This is a genomic window from Mesorhizobium sp. M0571 (assembly GCF_040320985.1).
Classification (GTDB): Bacteria; Pseudomonadota; Alphaproteobacteria; order Rhizobiales; family Rhizobiaceae; genus Mesorhizobium.
In genome coordinates this window covers 16,039-37,354 of the sequence record NZ_JAMYQT010000029.1, presented here as the reverse complement: position 1 = coordinate 37,354, position 21,316 = coordinate 16,039, and the positions used below count along the sequence as shown (strand labels likewise).

22 protein-coding genes and 1 pseudogene are annotated in these 21,316 nt (G+C 59.4%); 19 read left to right on the top strand and 4 right to left on the bottom strand.

Annotated elements, in window-relative coordinates; all coding sequences use genetic code 11:
• The first annotated feature begins 14 nt into the window (after nt 1-14).
• From NKI85_RS26780 to NKI85_RS26775, 3 genes and pseudogenes are all read left to right on the top strand, one after another.
• Nucleotides 15-365, top strand: coding sequence for a hypothetical protein (locus NKI85_RS26780; protein WP_352527235.1), 351 nt, complete (start codon nt 15-17; stop codon nt 363-365).
• Nucleotides 366-912: 547 nt separating this feature from the next.
• Entirely contained in the window at nt 913-1,140 is a 228-nt protein-coding gene (locus NKI85_RS37965) for an antitoxin Xre/MbcA/ParS-like domain-containing protein (RefSeq protein WP_502896110.1), read from the top strand.
• Nucleotides 1,141-1,256: 116 nt separating this feature from the next.
• Nucleotides 1,257-1,472, top strand: a pseudogene (locus NKI85_RS26775) (porin); the annotation flags it as partial.
• A gap of 70 nt (nt 1,473-1,542) precedes the next feature.
• Here the strand turns inward: NKI85_RS26775 and NKI85_RS26770 are convergent.
• Nucleotides 1,543-1,959: a hypothetical protein gene (locus tag NKI85_RS26770; protein ID WP_352527303.1), complete on the bottom strand. Its 417-nt coding sequence runs from the start codon at nt 1,957-1,959 to the stop codon at nt 1,543-1,545.
• Nucleotides 1,960-2,120: 161 nt separating this feature from the next.
• Here NKI85_RS26770 and NKI85_RS26765 point away from each other — a divergent pair, with 161 nt between their 5' ends.
• The 3 genes from NKI85_RS26765 (at nt 2,121) to NKI85_RS26755 (ending at nt 4,243) form a co-directional block, all read left to right on the top strand.
• Complete coding sequence (locus tag NKI85_RS26765; protein WP_352778861.1) at nt 2,121-2,921, top strand: AraC family transcriptional regulator; 801 nt, start codon at nt 2,121-2,123, stop codon at nt 2,919-2,921.
• 323 nt (nt 2,922-3,244) lie between these two features.
• Nucleotides 3,245-4,036, top strand: a complete 792-nt coding sequence (locus tag NKI85_RS26760) for an SDR family NAD(P)-dependent oxidoreductase (RefSeq protein WP_352778859.1) — start codon at nt 3,245-3,247, stop codon at nt 4,034-4,036.
• Between the two features lie 15 nt (nt 4,037-4,051).
• Nucleotides 4,052-4,243 (top strand): transposase, encoded by a 192-nt coding sequence (locus NKI85_RS26755; RefSeq protein ID WP_502896108.1) that lies wholly within the window; start codon nt 4,052-4,054, stop codon nt 4,241-4,243.
• A gap of 75 nt (nt 4,244-4,318) precedes the next feature.
• Here NKI85_RS26755 and NKI85_RS26750 read toward each other — a convergent pair whose 3' ends face one another.
• Both NKI85_RS26750 and NKI85_RS26745 read right to left on the bottom strand, forming a co-directional pair.
• Nucleotides 4,319-5,371: a LacI family DNA-binding transcriptional regulator gene (locus tag NKI85_RS26750; RefSeq protein ID WP_352527238.1), complete on the bottom strand. Its 1,053-nt coding sequence runs from the start codon at nt 5,369-5,371 to the stop codon at nt 4,319-4,321.
• A gap of 86 nt (nt 5,372-5,457) precedes the next feature.
• The gene (locus NKI85_RS26745) at nt 5,458-5,730 is read right to left on the bottom strand and encodes a hypothetical protein (RefSeq protein ID WP_352527239.1); all 273 of its coding nucleotides are present in this window, start codon (nt 5,728-5,730) and stop codon (nt 5,458-5,460) included.
• On the opposite strand from NKI85_RS26745, the gene purU reads away from it, so the two are divergent.
• From purU to NKI85_RS26705, 8 genes are all read left to right on the top strand, one after another.
• Entirely contained in the window at nt 5,720-6,574 is an 855-nt protein-coding gene (gene purU / locus NKI85_RS26740; RefSeq protein WP_352527240.1) for a formyltetrahydrofolate deformylase, read from the top strand. The genes NKI85_RS26745 and purU overlap by 11 nt on opposite strands.
• 686 nt (nt 6,575-7,260) lie before the next feature.
• Nucleotides 7,261-8,268 carry a LacI family DNA-binding transcriptional regulator gene (locus NKI85_RS26735; RefSeq protein WP_352778882.1) on the top strand — a complete coding sequence of 336 codons (1,008 nt, stop codon included), beginning with the start codon at nt 7,261-7,263 and terminating at the stop codon, nt 8,266-8,268.
• A gap of 155 nt (nt 8,269-8,423) precedes the next feature.
• Entirely contained in the window at nt 8,424-9,440 is a 1,017-nt protein-coding gene (locus tag NKI85_RS26730) for a sterol desaturase family protein (protein WP_352778880.1), read from the top strand.
• Nucleotides 9,441-9,912: 472 nt separating this feature from the next.
• Nucleotides 9,913-10,974, top strand: a complete 1,062-nt coding sequence (locus NKI85_RS26725) for a substrate-binding domain-containing protein (protein WP_352527241.1) — start codon at nt 9,913-9,915, stop codon at nt 10,972-10,974.
• A gap of 155 nt (nt 10,975-11,129) precedes the next feature.
• A complete protein-coding gene (locus tag NKI85_RS26720) occupies nt 11,130-12,035 on the top strand; it encodes an ABC transporter permease (RefSeq protein ID WP_502896109.1) in 906 nt (301 codons plus the stop codon).
• Nucleotides 12,035-12,820, top strand: a complete 786-nt coding sequence (locus NKI85_RS26715) for an ATP-binding cassette domain-containing protein (RefSeq protein ID WP_352527243.1) — start codon at nt 12,035-12,037, stop codon at nt 12,818-12,820. Before NKI85_RS26720 ends, NKI85_RS26715 begins: the two co-directional genes overlap by 1 nt.
• A gap of 64 nt (nt 12,821-12,884) precedes the next feature.
• Entirely contained in the window at nt 12,885-13,670 is a 786-nt protein-coding gene (locus NKI85_RS26710; protein WP_352527244.1) for a 3-methyl-2-oxobutanoate hydroxymethyltransferase, read from the top strand.
• Between the two features lie 1,381 nt (nt 13,671-15,051).
• Complete coding sequence (locus NKI85_RS26705; RefSeq protein ID WP_352778855.1) at nt 15,052-15,438, top strand: hypothetical protein; 387 nt, start codon at nt 15,052-15,054, stop codon at nt 15,436-15,438.
• 15 nt (nt 15,439-15,453) lie between these two features.
• On the opposite strand, the gene NKI85_RS26700 is transcribed toward NKI85_RS26705, so the two are convergent.
• Entirely contained in the window at nt 15,454-16,440 is a 987-nt protein-coding gene (locus NKI85_RS26700; protein WP_352778853.1) for an aldo/keto reductase, read from the bottom strand.
• A 164-nt stretch (nt 16,441-16,604) separates the two neighbouring features.
• On the opposite strand from NKI85_RS26700, the gene NKI85_RS26695 reads away from it, so the two are divergent.
• The 5 genes from NKI85_RS26695 to NKI85_RS26675 all read left to right on the top strand — a co-directional run bounded on the left by NKI85_RS26695 (nt 16,605) and on the right by NKI85_RS26675 (nt 21,312).
• Entirely contained in the window at nt 16,605-17,825 is a 1,221-nt protein-coding gene (locus NKI85_RS26695) for an ABC transporter substrate-binding protein (protein ID WP_352778851.1), read from the top strand.
• A 103-nt stretch (nt 17,826-17,928) separates the two neighbouring features.
• Entirely contained in the window at nt 17,929-18,810 is an 882-nt protein-coding gene (locus tag NKI85_RS26690; RefSeq protein ID WP_352778849.1) for a branched-chain amino acid ABC transporter permease, read from the top strand.
• Nucleotides 18,807-19,862: a branched-chain amino acid ABC transporter permease gene (locus NKI85_RS26685; protein ID WP_352778847.1), complete on the top strand. Its 1,056-nt coding sequence runs from the start codon at nt 18,807-18,809 to the stop codon at nt 19,860-19,862. The genes NKI85_RS26690 and NKI85_RS26685 overlap by 4 nt, the downstream gene beginning before the upstream one ends.
• The gene (locus tag NKI85_RS26680) at nt 19,859-20,584 is read left to right on the top strand and encodes an ABC transporter ATP-binding protein (protein WP_352778845.1); all 726 of its coding nucleotides are present in this window, start codon (nt 19,859-19,861) and stop codon (nt 20,582-20,584) included. The genes NKI85_RS26685 and NKI85_RS26680 overlap by 4 nt, the downstream gene beginning before the upstream one ends.
• Nucleotides 20,581-21,312 carry an ABC transporter ATP-binding protein gene (locus NKI85_RS26675; protein WP_352778843.1) on the top strand — a complete coding sequence of 244 codons (732 nt, stop codon included), beginning with the start codon at nt 20,581-20,583 and terminating at the stop codon, nt 21,310-21,312. The genes NKI85_RS26680 and NKI85_RS26675 overlap by 4 nt, the downstream gene beginning before the upstream one ends.
• Nucleotides 21,313-21,316 lie beyond the last annotated feature (4 nt).

Here is a 21,316-nt window from a genome sequence, read left to right as displayed (position 1 = left end):
ATTGGAGAGGTCAATTGTTCGTTCGCATCGTACATCATTGGTGCAAACCAGAGCACATCGAAAACGGTCGCAGGCACATAGATGGCGTAGGGACGGCGGCAGCGTGTGCGCCTGGATTCCTGTTTCGCTTCCGGATGGAAAATCCGGAGGAGCCGTTGTTGCTCACCACATTCACCGCTTGGGCTGACCGCGGCGCCTTCGGCTCATTTCAGAATTCACAATTGCCGTCGAGCCCTTCAGCTTCCGCCGATTTCTTCGAGCGGACCCAGGACCAGGTATTCGACGTCGCCGCCACCGCCGGGCGTGTCCCGACGGCGATGGAGATTCGGGAACACGAAGCCACTGGAACGACGGCGAGGCGTTAGCTGCAAGGACGCCTGGTCAACAAGAACACACACCGGAGGACGAGATCAACAGAGCACGCGGGTGGTGGGGGCATGCACCGTTGCCAATGCATTTCAGGACTTGGGGGCCACGAAATGGCTAAGTCTGTGGACTTTGCAAATGGAATTCACAGGGATGAGTTTGAAAGCTTCATTGCAAAGGAAGTCGAACGCGTGCTGGCTCAGTACAATGAGGTCATAAAAACGCATGGTTTGATTTCGGCTGGCAACGTTGCCATCCACAATGACCTCGCCGGCCTGGCCTCGGAATTTGTTCACGTGCTCGCAGTTGAGGCTGCGCGTCGTTTCGGAACCAGTGTCGATAGCGATCAGGGGCCTCTCCCGGGGCACAAATCGAGAGCGCGCGCGAGACCCATGTTGTCGAAGCGCGCGATGGCTTTAGCGATCTCGGATCTGCGGGTATCGAAAACTGGGCGGGCCGGGTGGTCGGATCGACCTATCTGGAAAAACCCTCCGCATACCGCGATCGACATTGCATTGGTAGCAACGTCGCAACGACGTTGTTGCACTGCGAAAGGGCTCCCGGAAGCATGTCTTCCCGATGGCTCAATTCGTCGATGGCAGACCTGTTCCAGGAATACGGGACGTGCTTTCCTTGATCACCTGTCCCAGGGTGGCATGGCTTTGGTTGATCCGCCCTTCGCCCCTTCTCGATGGTCGCGTTCCCGTCGAAATGCTCAGGCAGGACTTGGTCGCGGATGTCATTTCAGCTGCACGAGGCTTCTCCACGCGCTGAAGCTGACCTGCCGAAAGTGCACTATTGCCGACAATTTGTTCGGCCGCGGAGCTGACTGCGATGTCAGTATTGATCGGCTCGCCATATGCCCTTCGATATTTTGTCGTAGCAGGCTATGGAATGGCAACTGGGCTGTCTAGGGCGGCGGCACCTACAACATCAATGAGAAGACGGATTTCAACGTCCAGCTGTCCTATGATGAGGGCAAGACCTTCGGGCTGGCGGCAAATGTCGCCTACACTGTTGTTCCGGGCCTCAAGGTTACGGCCGAGGTCGATTACCGCAACTTCGACATAGGCAACGACGCGATCGGAGGGATTCGTTCCTTCTGACAGATTGTACTCGGAGCCCGCGGCATATGCTGCGGGCACCGGATTCCTCACCCCGTTCTGCTCCTCGGCCTCAGCCGGCCGCCGGCCGCGACACCGATGCGTTGTCGTTGAGCAGTTTTCGTGCAATCGCCAGCGCCTCGTCCCGATTATTGGCCATCAACATCGGGTAACCCCAGAACTTCTCAAACATCATGGAAAAGGGCTTCATCGCAAGCCGCTTCGCGATGCTCGGCTCGATCATCACCATCGCCTTGACGAGTTTTAGCTCGCGCCGGTGCTTCTTCATCCAGAGCGATGTGCGTTTCTTTTCTTCTTGAGTGTGCTCGTGAGCAGGCGAATGGTCGCTCGGCTCGCTCATCAGAATGAAGGTTTCACCGCGACGCAACAGTTCTTCGAAGACAGTGAACACCGCGTCGGCGTCGGACGGACCCGTAGCAGCTACATTGCGCATCCACACCAGTGGAAATTCGGATGTGTCCAAGACCATGACGCAACTCCAATAGAAAAGACGAGCTCGATGGAAAATTGTGGCTCGAGCCCAGGCCATTTGCTGGACAGAGTAGATACCGAGGGCTGCGGCGTCATTGCGCAAGTTAGCCACAATATGTATCAATCCGGCCACGTTCGCGTACCCGAAAGAGGCTTTGCATGCATCTCGACGTCGGCATCGATTTGGCTGCGCATGTCGATACTGTTCCCCGTGATCTCATCGCGGTCAGCTTTGCCGGCAACATGGAGAGATGGGAGCGATCCCGACGGCATAGCCATCAGAAGGCACAACTGCTCTACACGGTCCGCGGGATCATCAATTGCGAAGTCGACGACGGCATCTGGATTGTGCCACCGCGGTGCGCGGTATGGATTCCCGGGGGGTTGCCGCATACCGCCTTCGGCGTGGGCGATATCGAGTGCTTCTGCATCTTTGTCGAGCCCAGGGCGACCGCGAACCTTCCGCTTGAATGCTGCACGATCGCCGTATCGAGTCTTCTGCGACAATTGCTGGTCCGGGTAGTGGACCTCCCGGAACTCTATGAGGTTGAGGGTCATGACGGCCGCCTCGTCTCCGTCGTCCTCGACGAGCTCGCAGCTGCACCGATCGAGAATCTCCGACTTCCGATCCCCGAGGATCCGCGACTGAAGAAGCTCGCGGAGCTATTGCTGGCTAACCCAGCGGATCGCGCGACGCTTGGCGTATGGGCCGCGCGCGTCGCGCTTAGTGAACGTAGCCTCAGCCGCATGTTGATGGAGGAGATCGGCATGAGTTTTGGCCGCTGGCGTCGGCAACTGCATGTGATCCTTGCCCTCCAGCGCCTGACGGCCGGCGAGAGCGTGCAAACTGTTGCTCACGATCTGGGCTACGAAAGCGCGAGCAGCTTTGTCGTGATGTTTCGTAAGGTGCTCGGCAAGCCTCCGGGTCGCTACCTGCTCGAGCAGCAGAAGCAGGTCTGAACCAGTCTGCGAGTAGCCATAGGGTTTCAACCTCGTGGCACGTAGGGATGACCATAATTTTAGATCAATGCCGGGCGCTTCGACCGGTGATCCTGAACTGTTTGGCGGGATTGAAACATCTGCTGGCCGTATGGCGCAGTGACGCCAAAGCCCATTTGGGTCTACCATCTCCCGCAAGTTTGACGCGAGCCGATGGGTTTGGCGATTTCCGCGCTGCTCTCCGATGCATCACAGATTGGGGCAGCGTATTTCTTCTCCTGTCCGTTGCGGCTCCGGCGTGGACTGAAACTCCGAAATGCCTCGGCGCAATGGAAGGATGAACAGTGATAATTAACCTATCGGGAAAGAAGGCCGTGGTCAGCGCATCGACCGCCGGTATCGGTTTGGCGATAGCGAAGGGGTTGGCGGCGAGTGAAGCCGAAGTTGTTCTCAACGGCAGAACCCGGGAGAGCGTTGACCGGGCGCTGAATGATATCCGACGGAGCTACGCGAATGCGAAGGTGACGGGCTTTGCTGGAGATCTAGCAATACCGCAGACGTGCGAGAAAATGCTGGCCGAACATCCAAACTGCGATATCCTTGTGAACTGCCTTGGCATCTACGCTCTTCAAGATTTCTTCGACATCGACGACACGGAATGGGAGCGCTTCTTCCAGTCGAATGTCATGTCCGGCGTGCGGTTGGCGCGTGGGTATTTGCCGAGAATGGTGGCAAAGGGTTGGGGAAGAGTGGTCTTCATCTCGTCCGAGTCGGCCTTGAACATTCCGCCGGAAATGATCCACTACGGCTTCACCAAAACCGCGCAGCTAGCCATTTCGCGCGGCCTTGCCAAACGGATGGCCGGCACTGGCGTGACCGTCAATTCCGTCCTGCCGGGACCTACCTTGTCGGACGGGGTCGCATCGATGCTCAAGGAGACAGCATCCGCGCAAGGCAAATCCCTTGAGGAGGTCGCAACCGAGTTTGTGTGGCAGCATCGTCCGAGCTCCGTGATCCAGCGCGCAGCGACCGTCGAGGAAGTCGCAAACATGGTCGTGTATGTTTGTTCGACGCAGGCATCTGCGACAACAGGCGCGGCGCTTCGTGTCGACGGCGGCGTCGTCGATACCATTTGATCATCTCGCGACGGCTTGGCGGTCTTACTGTACGGGCCTCCGAGCTCATCGCACGCCCAATGGGCGAAGATGGAACCGCATTGTCTGGGTAAGCCGGTAGACCCCGGACGAAGTGGAGGCGACAACCGGCGCTTCATTGAGGCGGTTCTATGGATCGCGCGCGCGGGAAGCCCGTGGCGTGACCTGCCGGCCTTTTTCTCTCGATGAATCTCAACAGGCCTTAGAAGACGATGCGAACAACCGGGCCTGTTCCCGGACAGAAACGCGTGCGTGGTGGGAATATCATACGTTTTCCGAGACATGCAGATCGAAAGGTAGCACTACCGGGACAGATGCCTCCTGACGAGATTGAGTTGCCGCTAGCGCCATCGCGGCAACGACCGTCTGCGACAGGTTTTGTATCGGATGAGAGATTACCAGCTTGAGCACGCCATCGATTAATCCCGTTCGCGTCTCTGCCGTCAGGTCGTGACCGACGGTGATGATGCGCTGGAAATCCGGCTGTTCCCGCAAAGCCTGCATGACGCCGCGAATGCCACCGCCAGCGACGTAGAGGCCGACGAGATCAGGGTTCCTCGCAAACAGCTCGCGAGTGATTTCTGCCGAGTAGCGCGAATCCTCAAGGCTGGCGAGTGGCTCGATCAACGAGAAATCTGATGCGTGCTCGCGGAAATACGAGCGAAAGCCCATCTCGTTCTGCTCCTGGCAGCGATAGCGATGGCTGCCGACCAGGATGCCGACCTTGCCGGGCTTGTTGCACAATCCCGAAATAGCCCAAGCGGCAGTCCTGCCGACCTTGAAATTGTCGAGGCCGACATAGCCAATCCGGTTTTGCGCGGACAGTTCCGAGATCAGGGCAAAGACCGGGACACCGCGTTCAGCGAAGCCGTCGACCGCCCGTGAGACATGCGGATGGTCGGCGGTAACCACCGCGAGCGCATCGACGCTTTTGGCCAACTGGTTCATCTGCTCGGCGATCGCGGCAGGATCAAGGTTGTCGACAAAGACGACGCGCGGCGTTCCCTGGATGAGTGGGTTGGCTCTGGTCTCCTCAGCCAACGCGTGGCCGAGATCCTGATAAAACAGCCGCCAAGGCTGCTGTAGCAGGAAGCCGAGGGTCTTGGCAGGGCGCTCCGGCCCGATTCGTTTGCGGATCAGGCCGGCTGCATGAAAGCCAATCTCTTCGGCAGCACTAAGTACGCGCTCGGCCTTGTCACGGCGCACAGGATCGCGGCCGTTGAGCACGCGATCGACGGTCGAGATGCTGACCCCGGCCTGCCGTGCCAGATCGGCAATGGTTGGACGCCGCGTAGAGAATTTGCCAGAATCTTTCAAATCGCAAGCCAGTGAATTTGAAGCATTTGAAAGAAAGTATTTCAGATAGCTGATATTGCAAGCGGCAATCGTGTATGCTCCTGGCATCAGATCCGATCGAAGCCTTTGACATAGGCGCATCCTCGAACGGCCAGCGAGAGGTAGCCCGGTAACCGCCACGATCCGGCCGGCAATCCGGGATCGGAACCGGCAATGCTGTCGCCAAGGACATTAGGCTGGCCAAGATGATGATCGAGAGGGACATAGCGCCCGACGTGAACCTGCTCACGGACCCAAATTTTGGTTTGAAGACCCTCCTCAAATGGCTGATCGATTGCACGTGGCTCCGCGAGCCCAAGAAAGGACGATATGGCAGACAAGAACTTCATCCTGACGCTCACTTGCGAGGACAGGCCTGGCATCGTGGCGGAGGTCACCCGCGAGCTGGCGTTGATCGGTGCGAACATCGCCGAGTCCGCCCAGTTCTGGGATCGTCAGACCAATCGTTTCTTCCTGAGAATAGCGTTCACGGTGACTGACCGCGTCGGCAACGAGGACATCAAGCGTGTGTTGCGCCCGGCCTCGGATCGCTTCGCCATGACTATGTCGATATCTGATATCGACAGGCGTCCTAAGGTGATCCTTATGGTATCGAAATTCGACCACGCAATGCTGCACCTGCTCTACCAGATCCGGGTCGGTTGGCTCGACGCCGAGGTCGTTGGGATAGTCTCAAATCATGAAAATGCGCGTCGTACAGCGGAGATCGAAAACATCCCGTTTCATCTGTGGAAAGTGACCAAGGAGAACAAACCGGACCAAGAGGCAAAACTGCTCCAGCTGACAAATGAGACCGGTGCAGAGTTGGTGGTATTGGCTCGATACATGCAGGTCTTTTCAAATGAGCTTTCAGGCCGCCTCTTTGGCAGGGCGATCAACATTCACCACTCATTCTTACCCAGCTTTAAAGGTGCCAGACCCTACCACCAAGCGCATGACCGCGGCGTGAAATTGATCGGCGCGACCGCCCACTATGTGACCCCGGATCTCGACGAAGGACCGATCATCGAGCAGGAAACCGAGCGGGTCACGCACTCTATGACGGCCGACGACTTTGTGGCGGCAGGTCGTGACATCGAGTCGCGCGTGCTCGCCCGCGCCGTGAAGATGCATCTGGAGCGCCGCGTAATGCTGAGCGGGCACAAGACCGTCGTATTTGCCTAGTGCGCGACGTGCCGAAATCGCGGTCCGAGCCGCTGGTCATAGCGAACGGAAACCAACCCGACCACCAAATGCGATAGACGTGGATTGGAACCGATGACGCCTTTCGAACATCTGCCTGCCCGGTCAGCGCTGCCGCCTGATAGGTCATCTGATTTCGTGGCTATAAGAATCGGTATTGCCCGAGGGATGTCAAACTCCCTGGCAAACTTCATGATCTGGCGCGGCTGGCATTTGAGAATCCTGACCTGCTGGCGTTTAGGAATGGCCGAAAACTTGCGTCGGCCGCAGGCATGAGCGCTTCGGCAGTGTCGCGCCTTGCCAAAGCCTTCGGATTTGCGCGTACGGCCGACCTGCGCACTGTGTTTGTCGCGCATATCGTTTCGCGCCGAGGGCAGGCAAGCTGACACAAAATTCGTGGCCCTCGTTGGAAATGGAATGGATGATAATGGTGTAAGCAACGGTTTTTGCGTAATCATATATCTGACAGACCGGCTGCGTAATGCAGCTCAAGCTTTCCGGCCCCTAGAGAAAGGGACCCATCGATTGATTCAGTCTTTGGCCAAGCCAAGGGGATCAGGTCCGGCTTGACCTGGCTTCCCCGCAGCGCCGCTCCATAGAGTCTGCGACTTTTGGAATGGAGGAGACTTGGCTCTAGGCTAGTCGAGCTCAGATCACCGGAGGGTTTCATCTCCAACCCGACCTTTTTCGATATCGCCAGCCGGGCCGGCGTCGGCACCGCTACAGTTGAACGCGTGCTGAACGGCAGGGGAGGGGTTCGGCCCGAAACAGTCGAAAAGGTGGTCGCCGCGGCGCGAGCTCTCGACTACCAGCGCCGGCTGCCCGAAGCCCACCGCGGCATCTTGCGCATTGAGGTGCTGCTGGTCCGACCTGAGACCACCTTCTTTGCCCGTCTGTCGGCAGCATTCGAACGGATTGCGGCATCGCTCGACAAATCCATCATGGTTCAGCGGACGTTTTTGCCGGAAGACCGGCCCGAGGCTATCGCGCAGCGGATCCTCGAGCCCGGTATTCGGCGATCTGGTCTCATCCTGGCGGTCCCGGACCATCCGTCCATTGGCGAAGCGCTGGCGCAGGTCGAATCGCGCGGAATGCCTGCAGTGCAGATTGTCACGCGCATAGCGGGCTCCAGGGCAGAGTATATCGGCATCGATAATTATGCTGCGGGACGCATGGCGGCGCATCTTCTGAGCCACATGCAGAGACGCGGCGGCACTGTCGTGGGTATCTGCCACAGCCACATTTACCAGGTTCATCGCGACCGTATTCGCGGCTTCTCCGATTATCTTGGAGAACACCCGCGGGGAGATTTTCTGTTCGCTGAAGTGCTGTTCGGTGGCGATGAAGACACGCGCAGCGCGATGATGCTCCGGGAAACCTTGCAGCAGCGTCCGGATCTTGTCGGCCTTTACAATGCGGGCGGCGCCAATGGCGCTCTCAACGACGTGTTGCGCCGCCATGCCCGTGATCGCGACATCTTTTTTGTCGGGCACGAGCTCACCGAAAAGAGCTCTCAAGCCCTTCGCGACGGAACTATGGACGTGGTGTTTGACCAGGCGCCGGAGGCACAGGCTCGGCGCTCTATCGACCTTGTTCTGTCCAGGCTTGGGATTCACGACCTTCCGATCGAGAACCCGCCGATTCGATTCATAACCTTCACCGCCGAGAACATTTGATCTGATCTGATCAAAGAACTGACGGCCTTCCTTTCGGAGCGATGTTACTCTGAATGAACAAGGGCATTTAGTTCTGGCCGTGGGAAGGATATGGCCGAGATTGTAAACAGGGATGCCCGGTGACAGAGGTGATTTCCTACCTGCGAGGCCCCGCCATGGACGATCTCAAATACGGCACGCGCAACAAGAGGGGCGACTGGGCTCCGAGCGAACCGGCAGGCACCGCGCCGCTGTTCGCCTTTCCGCCGCGTCCGCTGGCGCTGCTGAAATGGCTGCCGCACTATTTCCTGCCCTACAATCTGCTGTTCGCGCTCTCGGCGGTCGCGTGGTGGCACTACGTGCTGCCCGACGTCGAGGTCATGAAGACGCTGAGCGTCGGATGGATCCTCAGGCTCTTCCTCGTCAACTGCGCGGCGCTGCTTGTCTTCTTCGGCGTCTTCGAGCTCCGGCTCTACATTTTGAGAGCCCAGGGCAATCGCTTCAAATACAACGGCAAATGGCCCTCGGAGCAGAAGAGCAAGGCTTTCTTCTTCGAGAACCAGAACCTCGACAACATGCTGCGTACCTTCGGCACCGGCATGCCGATCTGGACGGCGATCGAGGTCGCGATCCTCTACGCCTATGCCAATGGCTACGTGCCGTGGCTGACAGTCGCCGAGCACCCCGTCTACCTGTTTTGCCTGGCGCTGGTGGTGCCAATCATCCACGAGACGCATTTCTTCCTGCTGCACCGGGCAATCCACTGGCCGCCGCTCTACAAATGGGTGCATTCGGTGCACCACAATTCGGTGAACCCGTCGCCGTGGTCGTCACTGTCGATGCATCCGGTCGAGCAGCTCGGCTATCTCGGCGTTGCACTCTGGCACCTGGTCATCCCGTCCAACCCCATCCTTGCGCTCTACCAGCTCCACTACGCCGGCTTCGGCGCCATTCCCGGTCATGTCGGCTTCGACAAGGTCGAACTCGGCGAGGACACCAGCATCGATAGCCACGCCTACATCCATTACCTCCATCACAAATATTTCGAGGTGAACTACGGCGACGGCCTCATCCCGTTCGACCGATGGTTGGGCACTTTCCACGACGGCAGCAAGGAAGGCGAGGCCCGCATGCAGGCCCGCTACGAGAAGATGAAGGCGCGCGCAAACGCAGCCGCCACAGGGAAGGGCTGAGTCGCCTCTGGTGGTTAAACCGCTCCCGTATCGTATAGGGCTCCAGGAAGGCCAAAGATCTTCGTTGGAGGATGGACTGCAGCCTCGATGATCGAGCAGGAGGGCGCACGCCGCTTCGACCAATGCCGAAGCTTCCGGCGCCTTCGACTGCCGTGTCGGTGAGGCTCGCCCCCTGGACTAACCAGAAAACGTCGAAGACAGTGACGTCTCGTCGGAGTGGCCCACTAAATTGCCTTGGCAACGGCAATTCGCCGGTTTTGATCAAATCTAATCAAGATCTAAGTTGCCGCTGCCCGGCCGCCCGTTCATCATTGCGCGGGTAATGCCCATAGCGCGCCACAGAGGAGATGCACGGAAATGCATCGGCGACGCGCCCGAAGCGACCTGGAGGAGACTCGCAGTCAATCCGCGGCGTGCGCGGAGGATATTGATACCCCTCCTGATTCAACGCCGGTCCAGGGAGGCTTGGGCGGTGACCGTCGGCTCCATTAGCGTCGGCACAACCCAACAGGGGAGGAAGTTCAATATGTCATTTAATAAGCAAGCGCGCCGGCCTGGCGCTTTCAAGCCTCGCACGGCAGCCGTAACCGCTCTGTCGGCGGCATTCATCGCAATCGCATTGCCGGCCGCTGCCAGCGAGTATCGCTTCAATTACGTTATGCATTCCAACACCGGGCAGCCGTTCTGGGGCGCGGTCAATCGCGGCATGCAGGACGCCTGCAAGCAGCTGAACGTCGACTGCCAGATGCTCTTCCTCGACAAGGACGGCGACATCGCCCAAGAAAAAACCAACCTCGACGCCTCAATCGCCCAGCACGTCGACGGCATTGTCACGACCATCATCAACGACGACGTCATGGACGAGTCGGTCGCTGATGCGATCAAGCAGGGCATTCCGGTTATCGCCGCCAACGTCGACGACAGCAAACACGGCGCAGGCAATGCGCGGCTCTCGTTCATCGGCCAGGACCTCGAACAGGCCGGCTACGACCTCGCCGCCGAGATGGCGAAGTCCTTTCCGGATGACGATGTCCAAGTCGTGGTAAACGGCGTCGATCTAGCCCAAGCCTGGGCCGCCCAGCGTACTCATGGTATTGAGCGCTTTCTCCAGGACTACAAGAAGATCCATAAGGGCAATGTGACTTGGGAAGTGATCGAGGCGACCTACGACACGCCGACCGAGCAGAGCCGAATTTCGGCATATGCTCAGTCCAATCCGAACCTTACGGCGGTCATCGATGTTGCCAATGCCTTCCCGGCGGCTCTGGCCATGCAGGACCTTGGTTACGCGGCAGGAAAGGTGAAAGTAGGTGGCTTCGACCTGGTTCCGCCGGTCATGGACGCCATCAAGTCCGGTTATCAGCAGGTGGCCGTTGACCAGCAGCCCTATCTGCAGGGCTATCTGCCGATCGTCCAGCTTTTCATGATGAAAAAATACAATCTCGGTCCGTGGGATGTGAACACAGGCAAAGCGATGGTGACCAAGGACAATATCGACGCCATTGAGGCCCTCTCCAAGGAAGGCATCCGGTGAACACCGCGCCGGGCGTCCCCGGACGCAGGAAAGACGCTGGCGGCCAGGCCGCCAGCATTCTTCATGCATCGCAGCTTTCATCGGGTTTGAAGCCCACTTCTCGGAAGTCGCTTTGGTCAAAGGCGATCTCAAAGCCCGAGTTTAGCGCCTTTTTGATGCTGGTCGCGGTGTTCGCAGCCTTTCAGCTCTACACCGGGTTTTTCCTGTCCTATGCGAACACTCGGCTTTTGCTGACGATCCTTCCCGAGCTGGGCATCGTGGTGCTTGGCGTAACGATCTTGATGATTGCAGGCGAATTCGATCTGTCGGTCGGCTCCGTTTTCGCCCTGGTGCCGATGACCCTGCATGCGCTGACGGCGCGGTATGGCGTTGATCCGTATTTGGCCCTCGTCCTGGTCCTCGGGCTGGCGCTGCTGGTCGGCTATATCAACGGGGCGGTGACGCTGTCACTAGGCATCCCCTCTTTCATCACCACGCTTGGCATGCTGTTCGTTGCCCGTTCCATGTCGATTGTGGCGGTTGGTGGAAACCCCCTTGCGTTGGCAGATTATCCATTCGGCGACGTGCTCGTCGTTAATTTCGGATACATTCGCGCTTCGCTCATCTGGTACGTAGGGCTGGCGGTGGTTCTTGGCGTCTGGCTCCATGCCAGCGATTTCGGCAACTGGATTTTCGCGACCGGTGGCCAAGCCCAAGCGGCGAAGGATCTCGGCATCAACACGCGCCGCGTGAAGATCACCGCTTTCATGCTCTGCTCGCTGCTTGCTGGACTGGCCGGCATCATTCAGATGCTCCGCACCAAGGCTCCGCTGCCTTCGATGGGCACAGGCCTCGAGCTTGAAGTCATCGCTGGTGCGGTGATTGGCGGCACAGCCCTCACTGGCGGCGTTGGCTCGATTATCGGGGCGATCATTGGCGCGATCCTGATCCGATCGATCGACAACGGGCTGGTCATGTCGCGCGTCAATGCCGAGTGGTTCCGAACCGCCCTGGGTGTCCTGATTGTTGTGTCGGTGGTGCTCAACGTCAAAGCAGGGCAATTCTTCAGCAGGAGGCGGTAATGAGCGTCAACGTACTTTCGACGGCCGCCGCGGCTGTCGCCGCTCGCGGCACTCCACTCATCGCCGCGCGCGGCATTTCCAAATGGTACGGTGCCGTCAATGCCCTTAAGCCAACCGACTTTCACGTCGGGCGAAACGAGATTGTTGGCCTGGTTGGAGACAACGGTGCCGGCAAATCGACCCTTATCAAGATCTTAGCGGGCGCACACAAGCCTACCGAGGGTCATATTGAGGTCGACGGTAAGCCCGTTGTCTTGAACTCGACCCGGGATGCCATGCGACTCGGGATCGAGACCATCTATCAATACAACGCGATGATTCCGCAGATGAGCATTGCGCGGAACATCTTTATCGGCCGTGAGCCAATCCGTTTCAGCCTTGGCCCATTGCGGATCATGGATTTCGACCGGATGAGCCGGGAGGCGATGAAATCCGTTGAAACGCTGGATCTTGGCCTGCGTGACGCTGATACCCCGGTGAGCGACCTCTCAGGTGGCCAGCGGCAGGCTGTGGTTATCGCCCGAGCGATGCACTTCAAGTCCAAGGTGCTGATCCTGGACGAGCCGACCAACCACCTGTCAGTCAAGGAGACCAACAAGGTTCTGGACCAGACCGCCCGCCTTAAGGAGCAAAATATCTCGGCCGTGTTCATTTCGCACAACATGCATCACGTGCATGCCATGTCGGACCGCATCGTCGCGATGGCGCGCGGCCATAAGATTGCTGAGATGGCCAAAGACGAGGTCACGGTCGAAGACCTGCATCGGATCCTCGGCGAGAGCTGAGCAGTTAGGGTACGGCGGAAGCGCCGCACCCTCAGATATTTCTCGCATATTCGGGAGAAGAGTGGTGAAGCGTCCATCGGTCTACGATCTGCTGCAGCAAAAGGGCACGCGCAAGTTCCTCGAAATGCATATCGACGACGAACTCGAGGCAGCGGCCGCGGAAGAGGCTGGCATCGACATCTTCACCTGTGAGGTCGGCGACATGCTGTCCCGGATCAGGGCTGCAGCACCGGGGGTATTCATCCAGGCGGGTTCGGTTCAGGGGTCGATCTGCGGTCCTTCCGACGGAATCCGAGAGGGTTTTAAGGCCTTGGAGATGGGGGCGGACGCGGTCTATTTCGCTGGCAGCCTGCCAATCGTCGAAGCCATGGCCAAGGAAGGAATCCCTGTGACGGGCCACATCGGGTTGGTGCCCCGTTGGTCGACATGGACAAATTATCGGGCGATCGGCAAGACGCCGGAGGAGGCGGCAGCCGTTTACCACAAGATGAAGGCGCTTGAGAGCGCCGGGGCCTGGGCTGTGGAGGTCGAGGTCGTGCCGGTCAAGCTTGCCGATTTCCTGACGCGCAACACCCATATGATCACCGAGGGCATGGGCTGTGGCGACGTCTGCGATACCCAATACCTCTTTTCGTCGGATGTCCTAGGCACCAACAAAGGCCACTATCCTCGTCACTCAAAAAAATACGCGGACATTCCGGCCGCACTCGAAGCGGTCCAGCGACTGCGCGTGGATGCGTTCAGGGCGTTCGCGGATGACGTGGCTCAACTTCGGTATCCTGAGCGCAAGCACGAAGTGGATATCGACGATACGAGCTTCGCGCAGTTCCAGGAGCTAATAGGCGAGTAAGCTGTGCCCCAGCTTTCACAGAGGCTTATGCCGCCCGAATGCCCCGTTAGGGCTACCAGTCAACCGGTAGAGCAGGGGAGACCTCGATGGCGTGCCGATCTGAAGGTAGCGATTGGCAGACGTGACATTGTATATCCTCCGGCCCACCATACTCAAAAATATCAAAAGGAACATCAAAGGCTTATTCGAAGGCCTGACGGGCGAATTCATTTTTCTCGGCTAAGCTCCCGGCCTTCGAAAGAAAACATTTTGGGCCTTTGCGCTACAAATCTCCTTCTCATCGGAGACACACGTCGCCACCTAATACAGGAATTCTGGTGTCAAAAGGTCGCTCAGCGATTCTTGCACGAACCACCCGCTAACTGATTGTTTTTGTCGAAAAGTCGACGTCGCTCCGGGCCTACCATTATCGTTATTTTTCAATAACTTGGAGGTGTTTAATGGCTCGGTTAGCCAAACCAAAACTGGCTAACCTCCGTGGATCCCATTGAATTCATTGATTTATGATGGGCCCCGATGGAGCAACCGATCCACTCGCTGGCAAGTCACCAAATTGTGAAATCGAGCGAATGTCGGCATCGGTGGTTTCTGTAATCGAGCATTTTTCATCAATCACTATTTCATGCTGTCCTGCCACGGGGCTCTGGCTTCTGTATCTGTTGCGGGGGCATCGGTGATTATCGCCACAGCCCACAAAGCGGCGAGAATTTGATGGTGTCGGGCGCCACCTTTGGCTGTGCGTGCCTGCAGGTTTGCGCCTGTCGGGCCAAGGGTTGGTATGGGGGCGATGTTCGCGCGCCTTTGCCTCGCGGTATCGTTCGTGTCACGGAATCCACCAATGTCGCCGCCGCAAAGCATCGTAGCCATACCAAACGTCACGGTAGATGCTTGATAGCGCAATGACGGTACATCAGATTGCTCTATGGCAACCGAACTACCATTACAGAAGATGGATCAGGTATTTATTCTTCGCAGTGTCGCTGTTGCTTTGCACTGCGGCCACGGCAGAGCAGGCCTCTCGGCAACGGGCAGAAAGCTGCCCGACTAACCAATTGATAGATGACAAAGAAATCTGGGGGAAATTCGCCTCCAATGACGAGGCGACAGAATTTGCCAGACGTAAATTCCTGGCCCTTGGCGCGGAAGGGTTCACAAAGTGGCTATCGTGTCAGAGTTTTGATGTACGCGTTAGTCCAGGCCTCGGCGCGACAACGAATATTCATGCAACTTTCATACCGCGCCGCGGAGATGAAGGTCTTTGGGTTCCTAGGGGGTTTACTACTGGCTTATGCCGCCAGCGTATCACTACATCGAAGTACATATCGAAAATGGACGATTGATAGACATTACTACGACCGCCATCAGCGAATAGAGGGTAAAAATGCCGATCCCGAAGATCAGTAAGTTGTACCTCTCGGTCACTCAGATATCGGGGTTACCGGTAGATTTTTTTGGGCATTCACAAATTGTCGCACAGGGCTCTGCGTCTCATTTTTATGAAACAGAGGTACAGCCGTCGAATGGATTTTTTAGCGACTGGCGTGTGTACATGGACGGGATTAGGGAATTTGGATCATCAACCAACCCGATGATCTTGCACGATGCGGCCGTCGACAAACGCCCCTGGGCAAGTGCTCCAACCTGGCCAATGCGGCTGGATCGAATGCGCCGCCGCCCGGTGGCGCTGTCAGCAACAGAATTCCGTCAGCCTCGCGGAGCAGCGGAGAAATCTGCGTCGCGGTTGCCGGTACTCTTGCTCAATCGATAGCGTCATGGCGTTTAATCACCAGCGCTGATGCACGTAGGGCTTGATGTCCTGCTCGTAGATATCCCGGATCTTGCCCATGATGTCGGCGGACAAGGGCGCAAGATTTGCGGCTTCGGCATTGGAGCGGGCCTGCGCCGGATTGCGCGCGCCTGGGATGACCACCGTGACCGCGTCGAACATCAGGATCCAGCGCAGGGCAAATTTTGCCATCGTCGTGTCGCCCGAAACAAGCGGCCGGATGCGCTCGACCGCCGCCAGCCCGACTTCATAGGGCACGCCGGAGAAGGTCTCGCCAACGTCGAAGGCCTCGCCTTTGCGGTTGAATTTGCGGTGGTCATTGTCCTCGAATGTGGTGTCGGCCTTGAATTTGCCTGACAGCAGCCCGCTCGCCAGCGGCACGCGGGCGATGATCGCCACATCGTTCTTCTTGGCCAGGTCGAAGAACAATTCCGAGGGCCGCTGCCGGAAGGCGTTGAAGATGATCTGCACGCTGACGACGCCGGGATATTCCATCGCCTTCAGCGCCTCTTCCACGCGCTCGACGCTGACGCCGTAGTTGCGGATCTTGCCTTGCTCGACGAGCCGGCCGAGCCGCTCGATCACTTCCGGATGATAGTAGAGGTCGGTCAGCGGGCAATGCAGCTGCACGAGATCGAGCGTGTCGGCCTCGAGATATCTGAGGCTGCGGTCGACCCAGTCAGTCAGGTTCTTCTGGCTGAAACCCTCGACAGTCTGCGCCGGCAGACGTTTTCCGGCCTTGGTGGCGATGAACGGCCGCTCGCCGCCGCGCTCCTTCATCACCCTTGCAATAAGTTTTTCGGAATGGCCGTCACCATAGACGTCGGCGGTATCGATGAAGGTGACGCCGGCATCGAGTGCAGCATGCAGGGCGGCCACGGCATCGTCGTCATTGACCTCGCCCCAGGCAGCGCCGATCGCCCATGAGCCAAAGCCGATCTCGCTGACGTCGCGGCCGGTGCGGCCGAATTTCCGTGACTGCATGTCCTGTTCCTCGCTCCGGCCCGTGTGCCGATTCGCATCCTGCCCGCGGCACTTGATCAAAATCATAACGCGATTGACATCCGCGGCCGTTGGATTTACCAGATAACAGGGTTGTATGACAACCCGGTAAGACTGCAATGATTTGGAGTCGGGAGGATCTCAAGTTGAAAACCGTTCTGAAAATGGGCGCGTCGGCAGCACTTTGCCTTGGCGCGCTTGCCTATCCTGCGTTCGCGCAGGACGCGGACAATATCGTCAAGATCGGTGTGGTCGCGGCTGAATCGGGTTCATTTGTTTCGGCCGGCCATACCTTGCCGGCAGGCGTCGGGCTTGCCGTCAAACAGATCAATGACACCGGCGGCATCAAGGTCGGCGGCAAGACCTACAAGCTGGAAATGGTCAAGCGCGACGACCGCACCGACATTGCGACCGCCATCGCCGCCATCCAGGAACTGGTGCGTGACGTGAAGGTGCAGGCGATCTTCGGATCGGAGACGCATGACTTCACGCTGGCTATGGCCAAGATCACGCAGCCGGCCAAGATCATCCATTTCGCCGGCAATTCGACGCTGGCGAAAATCCTCAACCCGGACTCGGTCAAGTCGGGTGGTGAGGATCACTATCTCTTCCAGTCCGAGCCGCAGGAGTTCCAGCGGTCCGGATCGACGGCGCGTGGCGTGCTCACGCTGCTCGAGCCGCTGCTCGGCTATAAGCCGAAGAAGTCGGTGATGATCGTCGGCAATGACGCCACCGGCCAGTTCCTGTCATCCTATTATTTCAAGGCGCTGAAGGCGGAAGGGCAGGACGTTCCCGACATCATCTTTTATCCGCCCGATACGACCGACTTCTCGCCGTTCCTGACCCGCGCCAAGAGCCTCAATCCGGATATCATCCACTTCTGGTACAATGGCGATTCAACGTTGACGGCGCTGCCGCAGGCGCTCGAACTGGGTGCCGCCAAGAGCTATTTCCTGTTCGGCGTCGACCCCGGCATCTGGAAGGAGAAGGCGCTGACGGCCGACGTACCGGTGGCCATGAGCTGCGTGCCCGTCTGCTGGGGCGAGTCGTCCAACCCGAAAGCCAAGGCCTATTTCGACGCCTATTTCGCGGCCGGCGCTCCGCACGGCGTGACCTCGTCGGTGTCGCTGCTCTACCACGACTATGTCCACTTCCTCGCCGAAGCATGGGAAAAGGCCGGCAGCTTCGACCCGGACAAGACGGTCGAAGCGCTGCTGACGCTGCACCATCAGGGCGTGGTCTCGGATGACCTGACTTTCAATCCAACCCATCAGGTCACCCATGCCACCGAGGTCTGCGCCGCGGCACCAGGCGGCGACATCTCCTGCTCCATGCAGCAGCCGCCGGCTGAGGCACCGAAGAGCTGATCTCCGGAACTGATCCTTGTATTGGCGGCGCCATTCGCGCCGCCAATACCATCCTTCTTGAACACAGACAGGTCCGGATCGCCGGCCATCACGTCAACAGCGGATGCAAGCCGTGGACATTTTCATCCAGCAGATCCTCAACGGGCTGTCGATCGCCAGCGTCATTACGCTGATCGCCGTTGGTGTGACGCTGATCTTTGGCCTGACCGGCATCATCAACTTCGCCCATGGCGAATTCCTGATGATCGGCGGCATCGTCACCTGGCTTGCCGTCAGCGCCGGCCTCGGCTTCCCGCTGGCGGTCGTGCTGGCGATACTGGCGGTCGGGCTGATGGGTTACGTGCTGGAGCGCGGCATTTTCCGCTTCACGCTGGAACGGCCGACCAACGGCTTCATCGTTTCGCTAGGCCTCATCGTCGTCCTGCAGCATGTCGTCGTGCTGTTCTGGAACCCGAACCAGAAAAGCATCCCGCGTCCGCTGACCACGGTCTGGGATGTTGGCGGCGTGCGCATCGCTTCGGTTCGCGTCATGGTCGTCATGATCACCATCGTGGTGGTGGCGTTGAGTTTCCGGATGATAACAGCCAGCCGCTACGGCCGGGCGTTGCGGGCCAGCGTCGAGGACCGCGATACCGCGGCATTGATGGGCATTCCGGTGCGCCGCTATATCACGGGGGTCTTTGTGCTTGGCAGTGCGCTGGCCGGGCTCGGCGGCGCCTTGCTGATCGCGCTGTTTCCGATCACGCCTTTCATTGGCGGCACCATGGTGATGAAGGGCTTCGCCGTGGCGCTGATCGGCGGGCTCGGCAACATTTACGGCGCCGTTGCCGCCGGCCTTATCCTCGGCATCGTCGAAGGATTCAGCGCCGGTTACGGCTTCTCGCAATGGACCGATGCCTACCCCTTCGTGCTGATGATCCTGGTGCTGCTCTTTTGTCCGCACGGCCTCTTCGGCGGCACCAGCGGGCCCAGGATGGCATCATGAATAACGGCGCTGAGCCGCAAGGCAGACATTCCACGAATTCCGCCGTCCCGGCCTTGCGATCCCTGCTGCCGGTGCTGGTTGTCCTGACATTGATCGCCCTTGTGCCGCTGCTCTCGCCGAGCAACCGCTTCCTGTCGCTAGCGATCTCGGCCGGCATAAATGTCATTGCGCTTTACGGGCTTTCGGTGCTGTTCGGCCAGACGGGCATCCTGTCGATGGGCCATGCCGCACTTGTCGGCGTCGGCGCCTACACAGCGGCGATCCTGGCGCGCGACTTCGGAATCGGCTTCTGGCTGGCGCTGCCGGCCGCCGCGCTCACCAGCGCCGTGTTCGCGATGATCGTCGGCATTCCGTCGCTGCGGGTCGGCGGCCATCACTTCGTCATCATGACCTTCGCCTTCGGGCAACTGCTCGCCATCGTGCTCACCAATGGCGGCGACTACACCGGCGCTGCAACAGGGCTCGATATCGTTGGCCCCGTCACCCTGTTTGGCGCCGATATGGGCGACCTGACACGCTACTACCTGATGGTGGTGGCTTTCGTCGCCATCGCGGCAGTGGCGAGCTGGGCGATCATCAACTCGCCCTACGGCCGCACGCTGCGCGCCATCAGAGAGAACGAAAAGCTTGCGGCCTCACTCGGCATCAATGTCGGCGGCCACAAGATCGGCGCCTTCGTCGTCAGCGGCATCTTTGCCGGCATCTCGGGCGTTTTGTTGGCCAATTTCCTTGGCCACATCTCGCCGACCCAGTTCGCGTCTTTCCCCAGCATCTATCTAGCGCTGATGGTGATGATCGGCGGCGCCCGGTTGATCGCGGGCCCGCTGGCCGGCGGCATTCTGGTCGCCTTTCTGCCGGAAGTACTCAATCTCGACCCGGTCCAGTCGCGCATCGTCTACGGTGTCTGCCTGATCGCCGTCATTCTGCTTCTGCCCGAGGGGCTGATCGCCGGCATAGTCGCGGCCGTGCGCAAAGTGTTCGTGGCGAAGCCGAATGAACGGCAGGAACTGGAACACAGCGCGGTATCCAAAGCCTCTGAGGCACGGCGATGAGCCCGATCCTGGAGATCCGCGGCTTGAGCAAGCAGTTCGGCGGCGTCACCGCGCTCGTCGGCGTCGACCTCGCCATCACGGAAGGCGAAATCCTCGGCGTCGTCGGCCCGAACGGCTCGGGCAAGACGACGTTGTTCAACGTCGTCACTGGCGTCCATAAGCCCAGCGCCGGCGGCGTGTCGTTTCGCGGGCGTGATATCACCGGTTTGGCGCCGCACGCCATTTCGAGGGCCGGCATCGGCTACACGTTCCAGCAGGCGATGGCATTCGCCGGCCTCAGCGTGCTGGAGAATGTGCAGATCGCCGGCGAGCATGTGCGAGCCGGAGCAAACGCCAACACCCCTTGGCCGAGGCCGCAGGCGCTGCTCGATTTCGTCGGCCTGACGACGCTCGCGGGCGAGAAGGCCGGCGTGCTGCCGTTCGGCAGCCTGCGCCTGCTCGGCCTTGCGCTGGCACTGGCGACCCAGCCGGCGCTGCTGCTGCTCGACGAGCCGGCCGCCGGTCTCAACGACCGCGAAACCACTGCCCTCGTCGGGCTTGTGCGCCAACTGCCCGGCCACGGCATCACCGTCTGCGTCATCGACCATGACATGAAGCTGATGCAGATGCTGTGCCGGCGCCTTGCCGTGCTCGACTTCGGTTCAAAGATCGCCGACGGGCCGACGGAGGTGGTGCTTGCCGATCCCAAGGTCCTGGAAGTTTATCTGGGAGGCGATTTGTGAGCCTGCTCGCCGTCTCCGATGTCGTCACCGGCTATGGCCCGACGGTCGTCAATCGGGGTGTCTCGCTGACTTTGGCCAAGGGCGAGATCGTCACCATCCTCGGGCCCAACGGCGCCGGCAAGTCGACATTGCTGAAGGCGATCGCCGGACTGGTCAAGCCGCGCGCCGGCAGCATCGTTTTCGACGGCGGCGACGTTACAGGGCTGCCTGCAGATATCATGGCAACGCGCGGCGTGGTGCTGGTGCCGGAGGGGCGCAAGATATTCGTCGACATGACGGTCGAGGAAAATCTCCGCCTCGGCGCCTATTCTCGAAGCGACGGCGACGCCGTCGAGGCCGATTTTTCGACCATGCTGGCCTTCTTCCCGATCCTCGCCACCAAGCGGTGCGACAAGGGCGGCTCGCTGAGCGGCGGCCAGCAGCAGATGCTGGCGATCGCGCGTGGGCTGATGGCGCGACCGCGCGTGCTTCTGCTCGACGAGCCGTCGCTCGGCCTGTCGCCGCTGCTGGTCAAGGAGATCAAGGCAATCATCCTCGACATCGGCGAGCGCTTCGGCGCTTCGGTGCTGCTGGTCGAGCAGAATGCCGGTCTCGCGCTGTCGGTCGCCTCGCGCGGCTACCTCATGCAGAACGGCCGCATCGTCGTCTCCGGACCGATCGCGGAACTGCGCGACATGGCGCTGATGCGGGACCTCTACCTCGGCGGCGTGGCGGAAGCCGCGTCATGAGCAA